The sequence below is a fragment of the Mycobacterium timonense genome, assembly GCF_025821985.1.
GTDB classification, from domain to species: domain Bacteria; phylum Actinomycetota; class Actinomycetes; order Mycobacteriales; family Mycobacteriaceae; genus Mycobacterium; species Mycobacterium avium.
The window spans coordinates 158,966-172,623 of record NZ_JACKSY010000019.1 but is presented as its reverse complement, the minus strand read 5'-3'; the positions used below and the strand labels follow the sequence as shown (position 1 = coordinate 172,623).

General features: G+C 70.2%; 14 protein-coding genes. 6 read left to right on the top strand and 8 right to left on the bottom strand.

The window, feature by feature from the left end; translation table 11 throughout:
• Positions 1–2 precede the first annotated feature (2 nt).
• A complete protein-coding gene (gene hsaB / locus H7I87_RS06615; RefSeq protein ID WP_003875657.1) occupies positions 3–566 on the top strand; it encodes a 3-hydroxy-9,10-secoandrosta-1,3,5(10)-triene-9,17-dione monooxygenase reductase subunit in 564 nt (187 codons plus the stop codon).
• 25 nt (positions 567–591) lie between these two features.
• Positions 592–1,422 carry an arylamine N-acetyltransferase family protein gene (locus tag H7I87_RS06610; protein WP_011723663.1) on the top strand — a complete coding sequence of 277 codons (831 nt, stop codon included), beginning with the start codon at positions 592–594 and terminating at the stop codon, positions 1,420–1,422.
• Between the two features lie 13 nt (positions 1,423–1,435).
• On the opposite strand, the gene H7I87_RS06605 is transcribed toward H7I87_RS06610, so the two are convergent.
• Genes H7I87_RS06605 through fadD3 form a run of 5 tightly spaced genes read right to left on the bottom strand, consistent with a single transcriptional unit; the run spans position 1,436 to position 7,170 of the window.
• Complete coding sequence (locus tag H7I87_RS06605; protein ID WP_009974777.1) at positions 1,436–2,602, bottom strand: pyridoxal phosphate-dependent aminotransferase; 1,167 nt, start codon at positions 2,600–2,602, stop codon at positions 1,436–1,438.
• A complete protein-coding gene (gene ipdE2, locus H7I87_RS06600) occupies positions 2,599–3,558 on the bottom strand; it encodes an acyl-CoA dehydrogenase IpdE2 (protein ID WP_009974778.1) in 960 nt (319 codons plus the stop codon). The genes H7I87_RS06605 and ipdE2 overlap by 4 nt, the downstream gene beginning before the upstream one ends.
• Positions 3,555–4,499, bottom strand: coding sequence for an acyl-CoA dehydrogenase family protein (locus tag H7I87_RS06595; RefSeq protein WP_009974779.1), 945 nt, complete (start codon positions 4,497–4,499; stop codon positions 3,555–3,557). The genes ipdE2 and H7I87_RS06595 overlap by 4 nt, the downstream gene beginning before the upstream one ends.
• Positions 4,496–5,641: an acyl-CoA dehydrogenase family protein gene (locus H7I87_RS06590; RefSeq protein WP_003875662.1), complete on the bottom strand. Its 1,146-nt coding sequence runs from the start codon at positions 5,639–5,641 to the stop codon at positions 4,496–4,498. The genes H7I87_RS06595 and H7I87_RS06590 overlap by 4 nt, the downstream gene beginning before the upstream one ends.
• Positions 5,641–7,170: a 3-((3aS,4S,7aS)-7a-methyl-1,5-dioxo-octahydro-1H-inden-4-yl)propanoate--CoA ligase FadD3 gene (gene fadD3, locus H7I87_RS06585; RefSeq protein WP_011723664.1), complete on the bottom strand. Its 1,530-nt coding sequence runs from the start codon at positions 7,168–7,170 to the stop codon at positions 5,641–5,643. The genes H7I87_RS06590 and fadD3 overlap by 1 nt, the downstream gene beginning before the upstream one ends.
• 59 nt (positions 7,171–7,229) lie before the next feature.
• Here fadD3 and ipdE1 point away from each other — a divergent pair, with 59 nt between their 5' ends.
• From ipdE1 to fadA6, 4 genes are all read left to right on the top strand, one after another.
• Positions 7,230–8,378 carry an acyl-CoA dehydrogenase IpdE1 gene (gene ipdE1 / locus H7I87_RS06580; protein WP_003875664.1) on the top strand — a complete coding sequence of 383 codons (1,149 nt, stop codon included), beginning with the start codon at positions 7,230–7,232 and terminating at the stop codon, positions 8,376–8,378.
• Positions 8,375–9,163: a (5R,7aS)-5-hydroxy-7a-methyl-1-oxo-2,3,5,6,7,7a-hexahydro-1H-indene-carboxyl-CoA reductase gene (ipdF, locus tag H7I87_RS06575; protein WP_003875665.1), complete on the top strand. Its 789-nt coding sequence runs from the start codon at positions 8,375–8,377 to the stop codon at positions 9,161–9,163. Before ipdE1 ends, ipdF begins: the two co-directional genes overlap by 4 nt.
• 71 nt (positions 9,164–9,234) lie before the next feature.
• Positions 9,235–9,843, top strand: a complete 609-nt coding sequence (gene kstR2, locus H7I87_RS06570; RefSeq protein ID WP_010948879.1) for a TetR family transcriptional regulator KstR2 — start codon at positions 9,235–9,237, stop codon at positions 9,841–9,843.
• 15 nt (positions 9,844–9,858) lie between these two features.
• Positions 9,859–11,019: a steroid 3-ketoacyl-CoA thiolase FadA6 gene (gene fadA6 / locus H7I87_RS06565; RefSeq protein ID WP_009974781.1), complete on the top strand. Its 1,161-nt coding sequence runs from the start codon at positions 9,859–9,861 to the stop codon at positions 11,017–11,019.
• 92 nt (positions 11,020–11,111) lie between these two features.
• Here fadA6 and H7I87_RS06560 read toward each other — a convergent pair whose 3' ends face one another.
• From H7I87_RS06560 to ipdC, 3 genes are all read right to left on the bottom strand, one after another.
• Positions 11,112–11,852, bottom strand: a complete 741-nt coding sequence (locus tag H7I87_RS06560; protein WP_009974782.1) for a hypothetical protein — start codon at positions 11,850–11,852, stop codon at positions 11,112–11,114.
• Positions 11,849–12,496, bottom strand: coding sequence for a SatD family protein (locus H7I87_RS06555; RefSeq protein WP_023861935.1), 648 nt, complete (start codon positions 12,494–12,496; stop codon positions 11,849–11,851). Before H7I87_RS06555 ends, H7I87_RS06560 begins: the two co-directional genes overlap by 4 nt.
• Positions 12,497–12,576: 80 nt before the next feature.
• Positions 12,577–13,653, bottom strand: coding sequence for a (3aS,4S,5R,7aS)-5-hydroxy-7a-methyl-1-oxo-octahydro-1H-indene-4-carboxyl-CoA dehydrogenase (gene ipdC, locus H7I87_RS06550; protein ID WP_011723665.1), 1,077 nt, complete (start codon positions 13,651–13,653; stop codon positions 12,577–12,579).
• Positions 13,654–13,658 lie beyond the last annotated feature (5 nt).

The following is a 13,658-nucleotide window of genomic DNA, read 5'->3' as shown; positions in this document are numbered from 1 at the left end:
CCATGGCTGCGCCGATCGATCCGCGGACCTTCCGGCAGGTGCTGGGCCAGTTCTGTACGGGCATCACCATCATCACCACGGTGCACGACGAGGTGCCCGTCGGCTTCGCCTGCCAGTCCTTCGCGGCGCTGTCGCTGGACCCGCCGCTGGTGCTGTTCTGCCCCACCAAGGTGTCGCGGTCCTGGAAGGCCATCGAGGCCACCGGCCGATTCTGCGTCAACGTGCTGACCGAGAAGCAGAAGCACGTCTCGGCGCGGTTCGGTTCCAAGGAACCCGACAAGTTCGCCGGCATCGACTGGCATCCCTCCGAACTCGGCTCGCCGATCATCGACGGGGCGCTGGCCCACATCGACTGCACCGTGGCCTCGGTGCACGAGGGGGGCGATCACTTCGTGGTGTTCGGTGCGGTCCAATCCCTTTCGGAAGCACCGAAGATCAAGCCGCGGCCGCTGCTGTTCTATCGCGGGGAATACACCGGGATCGAGCCGGACAAGACGACCCCGGCGCAGTGGCGCGACGACCTGGAGGCGTTTTTGACCACCACCACCCAGGACACCTGGCTGTAACGCGCCGGGCGCGGACAATGGTGGCATGACGCTGGATCTGGGCGCGTATTTCGACCGCATCGGTTACGGCGGCAAGGCCGCGCCCAACCTCGAGGTGCTGCGGGCCCTGATGGCCGCGCACACCGGGTCGATCCCGTTCGAGAACCTCGACCCGCTGATGGGGGTGCCGGTCGACGACCTGAGCCCGGCGGCGCTGACCGACAAGCTGGTCCACCGGCGCCGCGGCGGCTACTGCTACGAGCAGAACGGCCTGCTGGGCTACGCGCTGGCCGAAATCGGTTTCCGGGTGCGCCGATTGGCCGGCCGGGTGGTGTGGATGCAGCCGCCCGACACGCCGCCGCGCGCCCAGACGCACACGGTGTTGGCGGTGACGTTCCCGGGCTCGCAGGGCGCCTACCTGGTCGACGTCGGCTTCGGTGGTCAGACGTTGCCCTCGCCCATCCGTTTCGAGACCGGCAACTCCCAGCAGACCACCCACGAGCCCTACCGGCTCGATGACCGCGGCGAGGGCCTGGTGCTGCAGGCCCTGGTGCGCGATGAATGGCAGCCGCTGTACGTGTTCGGCACCCGCACCGTGCCGCAGATCGACCTGCTGGTGGGCAGCTGGTACGTCTCCACCCACCCGTCGTCGATGTTCGTCACCGGGCTGATGGTAGCGCTGACCACCGCCGACGCCCGGTGGAATCTGGCCGGGCGCGAGCTGACCGTGCACCGCGCGCAGGGCAGCGAGAAGATCCGCCTCGACGACGCGGACGCGGTGCTCGACGTGCTCGGGGAGCGGTTCGGCATCGACGTGGACGGGATCGGCCAGCGCGGCGCGCTGCTGGCGCGCATCGAGCAGGTGCTGGACGCCTGAGGGCGGGATTTGGCTAGCGGGCGCGCAGCCACGAGCCCAGCCGTCGCACCGCCTCCTCGATGTCGGTGGTGGGGCCGGCGAAGGACAGCCGGACGAACGAGTTGCCCCGTGTGGTGTCGAAGTCGATCCCGGGTGCGATGGCAACGCCGGTCTGCTCCAACAACTTCGAGCAGAACTCCATGGAGTTGTCGGTGAAGTCCGAGACGTCGGCGTACACGTAGAAGGCGCCGTCGGTGGGGGCCAGGCGGGTGATGCCGATGCCGCGCAGGCCGTCCAGCAGCAGCGCGCGGTTCTTGGCGTAGTGGTGCAGGTGGCCGTCGGCCTCGGCGGTGGCCTCGGGGGTGAAGGCGGCCACCGCGGCCAGCTGCGACAGCACGGGCGGGCAGATGGTGAAGTTGCCGGTCAGGCATTCCACCGCGCGGCGCAGTTCGACCGGCACCAGCAGCCAGCCCAGCCGCCAGCCGGTCATCGCGTAGTACTTCGAAAAGCTGTTGACCACCACGGCATTCCGCGAGGTCTGCCACGCGCAGCTGGTGGGTGGCGCCCCCTCGTAGACCAGGCCGTGGTAGACCTCGTCGCTGACGAGGCGGGCCCCGGACGCCTCGCACCAGGACGCGATGGCGGCCAACTCCTCCGGCGCGATCACGGTTCCTGTGGGGTTGGCCGGGCTCGCCACGATGACGCCCTGCACCGGCGGGTCGAGTTCGGCGAGCATCGCCGCGGTGGGCTGGAACCGGGTCTGCGGCCCGCAGGGGATCTCCACCACCTCACATCCCAACGCCGACAAGATGTTTCGGTAGCACGGGTAGCCGGGGCTGGCCACCGCCACCCGGTCGCCGACGTCGAAGCAGGCCAGGAACGTCAGCAGGAACCCGCCGGAGGAGCCGGTGGTGATCACCACCGCGTCGGGCTCCACCTCCAGCCCGTGCTGGCGCCGGTAGTCCGCGGCGATCGCGGCCCGCAGCTCCGGCGTGCCCAGCGACACCGAGTAGCCCAGCTCGTTGGAATGCACGGCCGCCGCCGCGGCCGCGCGCACCGGCTCGGGTGCGCCCACGCTGGGCTGGCCCGCCGACAGGTTGACCAAATCGCCGTGGCTGCGCTGCCTTTCGGCGGCCGCCAGCCAGACATCCATCACGTAGAACGGCGGGATGCCGGCGCGCAGCGAGACGCGGTCGGTCACGGTGTCGCGAGCACCTCCGGTTCGAGCCGAGTGAGCAGCTGTTGCGGCGTGTCGAGCAGATGCGCGCTGCCGTGTGCGCGTTTGAAGTACAGGTGCATGTCGTGCTCCCAGGTGATCGCGATGCCGCCGTGCAACTGGATGCCCTCGGCGGCCACGACATTCAGCGCCTCGGTGGCGGCCAGCCGGGCGGTGGCGGCGTTGGTGGGCGAGGGATCCAGGCAGGCCTCGTCGACCACGGCCTTGGCCGCGGCGACGGTGACGTAGAGGTCGGCCATCCGGTGCTTGAGCGCCTGGAAGCTGCCGATCGGCCGGCCGAATTGCACTCTGTCCTTGGCGTATTCGACGGTACGCGCCAGACACTGCTCGGCGGCGCCGATCTGCTCGGCGGCCAGCAGGACGGCCGCGGTGTCCGCCAGGCCCGGGTCGGTGCCGATCGGCTCGGTCTGCTGCGCCCGGACCCGCGCCAGCCGCCGGGTCGGGTCCATGGTGGTCACGGGTTGCGCGGTGACGCCGGTCCAGCGGCTCAGCCGGCCGTCCTCGACGCCGATGACCACGTCGGCGATGTCCCCGTTGACCACGTAGTCGGGGTCGAGCACCAGCGCGCCGATCGCGCTGCCCTCGGCCAGGGCCTGCAGCGCGGCGGTGTCGGGCTCGGCGGCGCCGAGCAGCGCCAGCTCGGCCAGCGTGGTACCCAGCAGCGGGGAGGGCACCAGGGCGCGGCCCAGCTCCTGCAAAACCGTTGCCGCGTCGGCCAATTCACCGCCGGCGCCGCCCAACTCCTCGGGGATCACCAGCGCCGCGGCGCCGACCTGCTCGCACAGCAGCCGCCACAGCGATTCGTCGTAACCGCGCTCGGACTCCATCGCCGTGCGCACCGCCGCCGGACCGGCGTGCTTGGCCACCAGCGCGGCGACGGTCTCGCGCAGCATCTGCCGTTCTTCACTGATCGCACTCATAGCGCCTCCAGCACTCGCCGCCGGTGAACCTGCGGCGGACCCCACGCCGACCGCACCGCCTGCACCCGCAACAGCAACAGCGACAGGTCGTGTTCCTGGGTGAAACCGATCGCGCCGTGGGTCTGCAGCGCCGAGCGCGCCGCCAGCAGGGCCGCGTCGGACGCCGCCGCCTTGGCCGCGCTGACGTCCCGCGGTTGCAGCGTCAGGGCCGCGCCGTACACCAGCGGCCGGGCCAGTTCGATCGCGATGTGCACGTCGGCCAGCTTGTGTTTGATCGCCTGGTACGAGCCGATCACGCGGCCGAACTGGGTGCGCTGCTTGGCGTAGTCGACCGCCGCGTCGCGCAGCGCCTCGGCCGCACCGACCAGCTGGGCAGCGGTGGCCAGCGCGCCGAATTCGTAGCCGCGCCCGACGTCCGCCTGCCAGCGGTCGCCGGTCGGCTCTACGTCGTAGAGCCGGCGGCTGGGGTCGACGGACGCGTGCTGCCGGCCCGCGGCGGCCTCGGCCACCCCGTCCTGGTCGGCGAGCAGTACCAGCCCGGCCTCCTCGGCGTCGACGGCCCGCGGCACCTGCGGCGGCAGCGCCACGGTGGCGATGAGCTCACCGGAGGCCAGAGCGGCGCAGCGTTCGGCGTGCTCGTCGCCGGCCAGCAATACCGGTGCCACGGCGATGGATTCGACCACCGGGCCGGGCACACACCAGCGCCCGAGCCGCTCGATGGCCACCACCAGATCGATCGGCTCGGCCTCGATGCCGTCGAATTTCTCCGGCACCGCCAGCGCGGTGACGCCGAGGTTGGCCAGCTGCTCCCACACCTTGCGGCCGGGCGCGGTGTCGCCCACCGCCCAGGCGCGCACCGCCGCGGGCAGGTCGGCCGCGCCGAGCGCGGCGTCGATGCTGGCCGCGAAGTCCCGCTGCTGTTCGTCTAGCGCGAATTTCACTTCTTGCTCCCGGACTTCTCGCGCGGCAGCCCCAGTAACCGCTCGGAGATGATGTTGCGCTGAATCTCGTTGGTGCCGGCGTAGATCGGGCCGCCCAGAGCGAACAGCAGCCCCTCGGTCCACGGGCCGGCGAGTTCGCCGTCGGCGGCCAGGATGTCCAGGGCGGTCTGGTGCAATTCGACGTCGAGGTCCGACCAGAACACTTTGGTCACCGACGATTCGGCGCCCAGCTCACCGCCGGCGGCCAGCCGGGTCACCGTGCCGAAGGTCTGCAGCCGGTAGGCCTGCGCCTTGATCCAGCCGTCGGCGACGCGGTCGGCGAACTCGGCCGGTGACCCGCGGTCCTGCCACAGCCGCACCACCCGCTCGGCGGTGGCCAGGAAACGGGCCGGGCTGCGCAGCGACATGCCGCGTTCGTTGCTCGACGTGCTCATCGCCGCCCGCCAGCCCTGGTGCGGGGTGCCGATCACATCCCGGTCGGGCACGAAGACGTCGTCGAGGAAGATCTCACCGAACCCGGTGTCGCCGCCCAACTGGACGATGGGCCGCACCGTGACGCCCTCGGCCTTCAGGTCGAACATGAAATAGGTCAGGCCATGGTGCCGCTCGGCGCTGGGGTCGGACCGGAACAGCCCGAAGCCCCGCTCGGCGAACGGCGCCCGCGAGCTCCAGATCTTCTGTCCGTTCAGCAGCCAGCCGCCGTCGGTCGGTGTCGCGGTGGACCGCAGTGACGCCAGGTCGCTGCCGGACTCGGGCTCCGACCACGCCTGCGCCCAGATCTCTTCGCCGCTGGCCATTTTCGGCAGGATGCGGTCGCGTTGCTCCTCGGTGCCGTGCGCGAACAGCGTCGGGGCCAGCATCGAGGTGCCGTTGGCGCTGGCCCGGCCGGGCGCCCCGGCGCGGAAGTACTCCTCTTCGAACACCACCCAGTGCAGCAGCGGCGCGTCCCGGCCGCCGTACTTCTTCGGCCAGGTGATCACCGACAGCCCGGCGTCGTAGAGCACCCGGTCCCAACGCCGGTGCTGCTCAAAGCCTTCGGCGTTGTCATACGACTTCGTTGGGATCGCCTCGGCGTTGGCCGACAGGAATTGCCGCACCTCGTCCCGAAACGCCAGGGTGCCCTCGTCCAGATCAAGATCCATCAGTCCAGCTCTCGCAGTTGTGGTTTGACCACCTTGCCGCCGGAATTGCGCGGCAACGCGTCGACGAACCGCACCGACCGGGGTGCCTTGAAATTCGCCAAATGATCACGGGTGTAAGCGATCACGGATTGCTCGTCGAGTTGAGCCCCGGGGCGGGGGACCACGAACGCGCGGCCCACCTCGCCGAGCCGCTCGTCGGGAACGCCGATCACCGCGGCGTCGGCCACGCCCTCCATCCGGGCCAGCACCTGCTCCACCTCGGCGGGGTAGACGTTGAATCCGCCGCAGATGTACATGTCTTTCAACCGGTCGGTGATGCGCAGGTTGCCGGCCTCGTCGAGAACGCCGATGTCGCCGGTGTGCAGCCACCCGTCGGCGTCGATGGCCGCCGCCGTCGCGTCCGGGTCGTCGAGATAGCCCAGCATCACGTTGGGCCCGCGCAGCAGCACCTCACCGGAATCGTCGATGCGCAGCTCGAAGTCGGCGAACGGGCGCCCGCAGGTGGTGGCCACGGTGACCGCGTCGTCGTCGGCGCGGCACATGGTGCCCATCCCGTTGGCCTCGGTCAGCCCGTAGGCGGTCAGCACGATGTCGATGTCGAGCTCGGACTGCATCCGCTCGACCAGCACGACGGGTACGGTGGCCGCGCCGGTCACCGCGAAGCGCAGCGAGCTCAGGTCGTAATCGCGGCGGGCCGGATGGTCCAGCAGGGTCTGGTAAATCGTTGGGGGACCGGGCAATACGGTGATGCGGTGCTGCTCGATCGCTTGCAGCGCGCGCAGCGGGTCGAACGTCAGGTGCGGGATCAGCGTGGCGCCGGTCTGCAGGCAGGCCAGGATGCCGGCCTTGTAGCCGAAGTTGTGGAAGAACGGGTTGATGCACAGGTAGCGGTCGTCGCTGGTGATCTTGCCGTTGGCCGCCCAGGACGCCGACGCCGACAGCGACTGCCGGTGCGCGCACAGCACGCCCTTGCTGCGGCCGGTGGTGCCCGAGGTGAACAGGATGTCGCTGACGTCGTCGGACGTCACGGCGGCCGCGCGCTCGGCCACCGCGCCGAGATCCGTTCCGTGCGCGATGAATTCGTCCCAGCTGCCCGGAACGGGATCGTCGGTTTCGATCGGTATCCGCACGATGTGGCGCAGCGCGGGCAGCGCGGCGCGATCCAGGTCGGCCAGGCGGTCGTGGCCGAGGAACCTGCCCATGCCGAACAGCACCGGCGCGCCGACGCGGGCCAGGATGTCGCCGGCCTCCGCGGCGGTGTAGCGGGTGTTCAGCGGGACCATGGCCGCCCCGGCGTGGTGGATCGCCAGGCAGGCCACCACCCAGTGCCAGGTGTTGGGCGACCAGATCGCCACCCGGTCGCCGGCCCGCACCCCCAGCTCGATCAGGGCCGCGGCAGCCCGGTGCACCTCGTCGCGCAGGGCGGCGGCCGTGAAGGATCGGTCCTCGGTGATCAGGGCGTCGTGATCGGGCAGCCGGCGCGCGAGACGATCCAGCGCCGCGGGCACGGTGCGGGGATCGGTGGTCACGGCGGCGCTCCTCGAATGCCTGTAACAAAGCAAGTGCTTGGTAGGTTAGCCTACAAGGCATGCAGGACGTCGAGGAGTTCCGGGCCGAGGTCCGCTCTTGGCTCGCCGACAATCTGGTCGGCGAATTCGCCGCTCTGAAGGGCCTCGGCGGCCCCGGCCGCGAGCACGAGGCCTTCGAGGAACGCCGGGCCTGGAACCAGCACCTGGCCAAGGCCGGGCTGACCTGCCTGGGCTGGCCGGTCGAGCACGGCGGGCGCGGGCTGTCCACCGCGCACCGGGTGGCCTTCTACGAGGAGTACGCCCGCGCCGACGCGCCGGACAAGGTCAACCACTTCGGCGAGGAGCTGCTCGGCCCCACGTTGATCGCGTTCGGCACCCCCGAGCAGCAGCAGCGCTTCCTGCCCCGCATCCTCGACGTCACCGAGCTGTGGTGCCAGGGGTATTCCGAGCCCGGCGCCGGCAGCGACCTGGCCAACGTGTCGACCACCGCCGAACTGGACGGCGACCAGTGGGTGATCAACGGCCAGAAGGTGTGGACCTCGCTGGCGCACCTGTCGCAGTGGTGCTTCGTGGTCGCGCGCACCGAGAAGGGCTCCAAGCGGCACGCCGGGCTGTCGTATCTGCTGGTGCCGCTGGACCAGCCGGGGGTGCAGATCCGGCCCATCGTGCAGATCACCGGCACCGCGGAGTTCAATGAGGTGTTCTTCGACGACGCCCGCACCGACGCGTCGATGGTGGTCGGCCAGCCCGGCGACGGGTGGCGGGTCGCCATGGGAACGCTGACCTTCGAGCGCGGCGTGTCCACGCTCGGGCAGCAGATCCGTTACGCGCGTGAGCTTTCCAACCTTGCCGAGCTCGCGCGGCGCAACGGCGCCGCCGACGACCCGTTCATCCGGGAGCGGCTGACCCGCGCCTGGACCGGGCTGCGCGCGATGCGGTCGTATGCCCTGGCCACCATGGACGTCGAGCAGCCCGGGCAGGACAACGTGTCGAAGTTGTTGTGGGCCAACTGGCATCGGGCTCTCGGCGAGCTGGCCATGGACGTCATCGGCAAGCCCGGCATGACCATGCCCGACGGCGAATTCGACGAGTGGCAGCGGTTGTTCCTGTTCACCCGCGCCGACACCATCTACGGCGGCTCCAACGAGATCCAGCGCAACATCATCGCCGAGCGGGTGCTCGGCCTGCCCCGGGAGGTAAAGGGATGAGCCTGTCCGAAGCTCCGAAAGAGATTGCGGGACACGGGCTTCTGGAAGGCAAGGTGGTGATCGTCACCGCGGCGGCCGGCACGGGTATCGGCTCGGCGACGGCCAAACGAGCGCTCGCCGAGGGCGCCGACGTGGTGATCTCCGACCACCACGAGCGTCGGCTGGGCGAGACCGCCGACCAGCTCGCGGCGCTCGGCCAGGGCCGGGTGGAAAGCGTGCTGTGCGACGTGACGTCCACCGCCCAGGTCGATGCGCTGTTCGCGTCGGCCCACGCGCGGATGGGGCGCATCGACGTGCTGGTCAACAACGCCGGGCTGGGCGGGCAGACCCCGGTGGTCGACATGACCGACGACGAGTGGGACCGGGTGCTCGATGTCACCCTGACCTCGGTTTTCCGCGCCACCCGTGCCGCGCTGCGCTACTTCCGCGACGCGCCGCACGGCGGGGTGATCGTCAACAACGCCAGCGTGCTGGGCTGGCGGGCGCAGCACTCCCAGTCGCACTACGCCGCCGCCAAGGCCGGGGTGATGGCGTTGACCCGGTGCAGCGCAATCGAAGCCGCCGAGTACGACGTGCGGATCAACGCGGTGTCGCCGAGCATCGCCCGGCACAAGTTCCTGGAGAAGACGTCGTCGGCCGACCTGCTCGACCGGCTCTCGGCCGGTGAGGCGTTCGGTCGCGCCGCCGAGCCCTGGGAGGTCGCGGCCACCATCGCGTTTTTGGCCAGCGACTACTCCAGCTACCTGACCGGCGAGGTCATCTCGGTGTCCAGCCAGCATCCGTGAGCCGGCGTGGTCAGCCGGGACCGGCGTCCCTCCCGCTGGCCAAGCAAGCGCTTGGTTGATACCCTGTCCGGGTGGACCGAGTGACCGGTCCGGCCAACAGCCGGCGAGACGAGTTGCTGGAGCTGGCCGCGGCCATGTTCGCCGAGCGCGGATTGCGTGCCACCACGGTGCGCGACATCGCCGACAGCGCCGGGATCCTGTCCGGCAGCCTGTATCACCACTTCTCCTCCAAGGAGGAGATGGTCGACGAGGTGCTGCGCAGCTTCCTGGACTGGTTGTTCGCCCGCTATCGCGAAATCATCGACAGCGAGAGTAACCCGCTGGAGCGGCTCAAGGGCCTGTTCATGGCGTCGTTCGAGGCGATCGAGCACCGGCACGCGCAGGTCGTCATCTATCAGGACGAGGCCAAACGGCTGCTGTCGCAGCCGCGGTTCTCCTACATCGAGGACATGAACCGCCAGCAACGCAAGATGTGGCTCGAGGTACTCAACCAGGGCGTCGACGAGGGCTACTTCCGGCCCGACCTCGACGTCGACCTCGTCTACCGATTCATCCGGGACACCACCTGGGTGTCGGTGCGCTGGTATCAGCCCGGCGGACCGCTCACCGCCGAGCAAGTGGGTCAGCAGTACCTCGCCATCGTGTTGGGCGGGATCACGGTGGACGCGAAGAAAGACTAACGAAGGAGTCTGAAAATGCCTGAGGCGTACGTCATCGACGCTGTACGCACCGCGGTCGGCAAGCGCGGTGGATCGCTGGCCGGAATCCATCCGGTCGACCTGGGCGCCCTGGGCTGGCGCGGGCTGCTGGACCGGGTCGACGTCGACCCCGCCGCCGTCGACGACGTGATCGCCGGCTGCGTCGACGCCATCGGCGCCCAGGCCGGCAACATCGCCCGGCTGTCCTGGCTGGCCGCCGGCTATCCCGAAGAGGTGCCCGGCGTCACCGTGGACCGGCAGTGCGGTTCCAGCCAGCAGGCGATTTCCTTTGGCGCGCAAGCGATCATGTCCGGGACCGCCGACCTGATCGTGGCCGGCGGCGTGCAGAACATGAGCCAGATCCCGATCTCGTCGGCGATGACGGTCGGCGAGCAGTTCGGCTTCACCTCGCCCACCAACGAGTCCAAGCAGTGGCTGCACCGCTACGGCGATCAGGAGATCTCGCAATTCCGTGGCTCGGAGCTGATCGCCGAGAAGTGGAACCTGTCCCGCGAGGAGATGGAACGCTACGCGCTGACCAGCCACGAGCGCGCCTTCGCGGCCATCCGCGGCGGCCACTTCGACAACGAAATCATCACCGTGGAAACCGAATCCGGGCCGTTCCGGGTCGACGAGGGTCCGCGCGAGTCGTCGCTGGAGAAGATGGCCGGCCTCAAGCCGCTGGTCGAGGGCGGCCGGCTGACCGCCGCGATGGCCAGTCAGATCTCCGACGGCGCCAGCGCGGTGCTGCTGGCCTCCGAGCGGGCCGTCAAGGACCACGGCCTGCAACCGCGCGCCCGGATCCACCACATCAGCGCCCGCGCCGCCGACCCGGTGTTCATGCTCACCGGCCCCATCCCGGCCACCCGCTACGCGCTGGACAAGACCGGGCTGTCCATCGACGACATCGACACCGTCGAGATCAACGAGGCCTTCGCGCCGGTGGTTTTGGCCTGGCTCAAGGAGATCAAGGCCGACCCGGAGAAGGTCAACCCGAACGGCGGGGCGATCGCGCTCGGTCACCCGCTGGGCGCCACCGGCGCCAAGCTGTTCGCCACCATGCTCAACGAGCTGGAGCGCATCGGTGGCCGGTACGGTCTGCAGACGATGTGCGAGGGCGGGGGCACCGCCAACGTCACCATCATCGAGCGGCTGTAGCGGTTTTCCCGCGAGCTGCCCCTTCGCGACACTGCAACTACGCACCCGACACGCCGATCGGGGTGTGCGTGGTTGCAATCTCGTCGGGGCGTCTACCGGGTGGCCAGCACCAGCCCGATGCCGCCGAGGGCCAGCAGCCAGCTGGTGAAGCTGCCGACCAGGAAGTACTCGGTCACCTCGTCGATCCCCACGTCGCCGTTCTGACCCTTCTGGGCGTTCAGTTCGGGAAACCGGATGATGCCCTTGGCGGCGACGACGGCGCCGGCCGCGGCCAGCTGCCCGCCGACGCCCAGGCTCAGGATCAGCAGCCGTTCCATCGGGCCCAGCAGCCGGCCCCCCTTGAGCCGGTCCGACGGCTGCGGTTGGCCGGCCGGGCGGACGGCACCGACGGAGCCGAGCACCAGGCGCACCAGCTGATTCGCGGTGGCGAACTGCACTAGCACGACACCGACGACCATCAGCGCACGGGTGGGCGGGACGTGGCTCAGCGGCAGGTGCGCCCAGGCCGACCACCGCGAGATCGCGCCGGCGACCGGGGAGGACCAGCCGGACAACACCGTCAGCAACATCAGCGCCGCGGCCAACACCGCCACCGGGGCGGCTTGCTGGGCACCGCTGAGTTCGCTTCGCGCGCACAGCCATTCCCACGCGACCACCGCGACGGCCGCCAGCGCGAGCAGCGCGATGTCGGCGCCGCGCCAGAGCCCGCCCAGGGCCGCACACGCCGCCACCACGATCGGCCCGGCCGCCAGCGGCACCCAGGCCGCAGCGACCGCACGCCGGCACAGGTCGGCCACGCCGAGCGCGGTGAGCAGGACGGCGACAGCGCTCACGGCAGCTCCCGAAGGTATTGGCTGGCCAGGACGATCAGATCCAGGCCGTCGCGGCCGGCGCGTTGGGACACCGCCGACGGGCTGATGCCCTCGGCCGCGGCGAGTTCCCTTTTGCTCCGGCCGGTCATCAGGCCCCTCACAATCCGCAGCGATCTCTCGTCGAGTGATCCAAGCAGATGGTCCCGACAGATCAGGGCCGCGTTGACCGCGTCGGCGTCGGCGCGGGTGCCGTCGTCGGCCCGAAAGGTGGTGCGCACCAGCGCCAACCCGGGCTGTCGCTGCGCGTGGGCGGTCTGCTGGATGGCCGCGCGCGCGGTCCACCAGCCCGGCCCGTCCTGGATTCCCGCGGCGGCGTCGAGGACGGTGACGGCGCCCCAGCCGAGCCCGAAGCGGACGTCGATCTCGGGGGCGAGCAGTAGGCGCACCGTCAGCGCCGCGTCGATGGCGGCCCCGACGCTGGGATAGCTGCCCTGGAACTCGTCACCCACGGTGAAGGCCGGCGGGTCGATCGCGCCGTCGGCGACTTCCCGCAGAGCGGCGGCGACGCGGCGATGCAGGGCGGGTCGGTCGGCGGCGCGCCGGGATCCCACCACGTCGCCGATCACGGTCGCCCGTGGTGAAGGTTTAGCCTTCACCCTCGCCATATGAAGATCATAGCTTCATGCAGAAGATATTTAGCAATATCCTTAACGGAAGCGTGACCCGGAGGCGATCGCGCGGTGGCCTACTCCTCGATCAGACCGGACGCGGACCGCAGGTGCGCGATCGCGTCCCGGACGATCGAGTCGATCAGTTCGGCGCACGACGGCAGGTCTTCGAGGATGCCGGCCACCTGACCCGACGCCAGCACCCCGGCCTCGGTGTTGCCTTCCACCAGACCGGCTTTCAGCAGCATCGGGGTGTTGGCCGCCATCACCACCTGCGACCAGGTCATCTCTTTGCCGTGGCGCATGGCCAGGCCGTCGCTGATCATCGACCGCCAGGTCATCTTCGACATGTGCTTGAATTTCGCCGCATTGCGCACGGCCGCGGTCAAACCCCGCACCGGCGAACCGCTTTCCAGCTTCTCGACCAGCCCGGTGCGCAGCACCCGGTGCGGCATTCCGTCGACCCGGGTGGTGACGACGGTGCCGTCCAGCGCCGCTTCCAGGTAGCGCTTCTTGACCGCGTCGGGCACGGTCGAATCCGAGGTCAGCAGGAACCGCGTGCCCATCGCCACGCCGGCGGCGCCGTAGCTCAACGCGGCCGCCAGGCCGCGCCCGTCGAAGAATCCGCCCGCCGCGATCACCGGAATCCCGGTGCCCCGCACCGCATCCAGCACCGACGGCAGCAACAGCGTGGTGGCGACCGGCCCGGTGTGCCCGCCGCCCTCGCCGCCCTGCACGATCATCGCGTCGGCGCCCCAGCCGGCGACCTTGCGGGCGTGCTTGGCCGCGCCGATCGACGGAATCACCACTGCGCCGGCCTCTTTGAGCCGGGCGATGAGCTCCTGCTTGGGCGCCAGGGCGAACGACGCCACCTTGACGCCCTCACGGATCATCAGATCCACCCGGTCGGCGGCGTCGGCGGCGTCGGCGCGGATGTTGACGCCGAAGGGCTTGTCGGTGGCGGCCTTGACCTTGGCGATCGCCGTGGCCAGCTCGTCCAGGGTCATGGTGGCCGAGGCCAGGATGCCCAGCCCGCCCGCGTTGGCCGTGGCCGACACCAGCCGGGCGCCGGCCACCCAGCCCATCCCGGTCTGCACCACCGGGTGCTCGACACCGACCAGCTCGGTCAGCGGCGTGCGTAGTCTCATATCCACCGCCG